General features: G+C 63.7%; 1 protein-coding gene. It reads left to right on the top strand.

The window, feature by feature from the left end; all coding sequences use genetic code 11:
• Positions 1-353: helix-turn-helix domain-containing protein (locus F0L68_RS45590; protein ID WP_438672353.1), on the top strand; the 353-nt coding region annotated here is incomplete at its 5' end.
• Positions 354-388 lie beyond the last annotated feature (35 nt).

Raw genomic sequence — 388 nt, 5'->3', positions numbered from 1 at the left:
ACCTGGACACGCTGACCACGGCGCTGGACGCCCTACGGGCCTCACGAATCCAGGCCCGCCATCGCCAACACCAGCAACACCGAGCAGAACAAGGACTTCGCCCGCACGAGCCTCGATCGGGTCGGCCACCACGCTTGTCGTTTCCCGATCAAGTCCTGGCCACTGTCCTCCACATGCGACTGTCCTTGCCTGAGGACACGGTGGGGATCGTGTTCGGATGCAGCCGCAGCACCATCCGTCGCGCGATCACCGAGACCCGTCAGCTCCTCGCCGAGCACGGCACGACGATCGAGCCGGTCACCCTGCCCGTCCCGCTGCCCGACCTCATCGCCAAGATCAAATCGGCGTGTTAATTATCTGCAACCCCTTAGCGTTCATGCTGGTCAGT

Source organism: Solihabitans fulvus (assembly GCF_008386585.1).
In the GTDB taxonomy this organism is placed as follows: Bacteria; Actinomycetota; Actinomycetes; order Mycobacteriales; family Pseudonocardiaceae; genus Solihabitans; species Solihabitans fulvus.
This window is presented reverse-complemented; position numbering and strand designations above follow the sequence as displayed.